Consider the following 1,776-nt stretch of genomic DNA (forward strand, 5'->3'; position numbering starts at 1 on the left):
TAGCGCATGAACCGATCCGGTAGTAGTCAAGCGATGGGGTGACGCAGGAAGGTAGTCCAACCGTGGCGATGGTAGTCCACGGCTAAGGGTGTAGGGCGTGACGTAGGCAAATCCGCGTCACATATAGCCTGAGACCTGATGGGGAGCCAATTGGTGAAGTGGATGATCCTATGCTGTCGAGAAAAACCTCTAGCGAGCTATGCGCCGCCCGTACCCCAAACCGACTCAGGTGATCAGGTAGAGAATACTAAGGCGATCGAGTGAACCATGGTTAAGGAACTCGGCAAAATGCCCCCGTAACTTCGGGAGAAGGGGGGCCGGATCCGTTACACACCTTGCGTGTGGAAGCGGTGATGGCCGCAGAGACCAGGCCCAAGCGACTGTTTACTAAAAACACAGGTCCGTGCGAAGTTGTAAGACGATGTATACGGACTGACTCCTGCCCGGTGCTGGAAGGTTAAGGGGACCGGTTAGAAGGGGTAACTCTTCGAAGCTGAGAACTTAAGCCCCAGTAAACGGCGGTGGTAACTATAACCATCCTAAGGTAGCGAAATTCCTTGTCGGGTAAGTTCCGACCTGCACGAATGGAGTAACGACTTGGGCGCTGTCTCAACCATGGACTCGGCGAAATTGCACTACGAGTAAAGATGCTCGTTACGCGCGGCAGGACGGAAAGACCCCGGGACCTTTACTATAGTTTGGTATTGGTGTTTGGTTCGGCTTGTGTAGGATAGGTGGGAGACTTTGAAGCATCGACGCCAGTTGGTGTGGAGTCATCGTTGAAATACCACTCTGGTCGTACTAGATGTCTAACCTAGGTCCATTATCTGGATCAGGGACAGTGCCTGATGGGTAGTTTAACTGGGGCGGTTGCCTCCTAAAATGTAACGGAGGCGCTCAAAGGTTCCCTCAGCCTGGTTGGCAATCAGGTTTCGAGTGTAAGTGCACAAGGGAGCTTGACTGTGAGACAGACATGTCGAGCAGGGACGAAAGTCGGAACTAGTGATCCGGCGCTGGCATGTGGAAGCGGCGTCGCTCAACGGATAAAAGGTACCCCGGGGATAACAGGCTGATCTTCCCCAAGAGTCCATATCGACGGGATGGTTTGGCACCTCGATGTCGGCTCGTCGCATCCTGGGGCTGGAGCAGGTCCCAAGGGTTGGGCTGTTCGCCCATTAAAGCGGCACGCGAGCTGGGTTTAGAACGTCGTGAGACAGTTCGGTCCCTATCCGCCGCGCGCGTAGGAAACTTGAGAAAGGCTGTCCCTAGTACGAGAGGACCGGGATGGACGAACCTCTGGTGTGCCAGTTGTCCCGCCAGGGGCACGGCTGGTTAGCTACGTTCGGAAGTGATAACCGCTGAATGCATCTAAGCGGGAAGCACGTTTCAAGATGAGGTTTCCCACCCACATTGTGGGGTAAGGCCCCCAGTAGACCACTGGGTTGATAGGCCGGAGGTGTACAGCAGTAATGCCTAGCCGACCGGTACTAATAGGCCGAGGGCTTGTCTTACTCCAATGATGTTACGCGTCCACTGTGCGGTTTTGAAACAACAACCACTGTGCATTATCTTGAATAATCTTCAAGTGAATATGTGCTCACAAGTTTGAACACACCACACGAGTATTGTGTTTGGTGGGTTCGCCAGAGTTACGGCGGCCATAGCGTGAGGGAAACACCCGGTCCCATTCCGAACCCGGAAGTTAAGCCTCACAGCGCCGATGGTACTGCAATCGAGAGGTTGTGGGAGAGTAGGACGCCGCCGGACAACACTTCA

The 1,776-nt window shown here is 54.2% G+C and carries 2 rRNA genes; both read left to right on the plus strand.

The features are described 5' to 3' along the window. Positions 1–1,511 (plus strand): 23S ribosomal RNA (locus tag AC6EI4_RS19725); the annotation flags it as partial. 139 nt (positions 1,512–1,650) lie between these two features. Continuing rightward, positions 1,651–1,767: ribosomal RNA gene (rrf, locus tag AC6EI4_RS19730) — 5S ribosomal RNA — on the plus strand. Positions 1,768–1,776: the final 9 nt, after the last annotated feature.

The sequence above is a fragment of the Nocardioides sp. Z43_10 genome, from assembly GCF_059766615.1.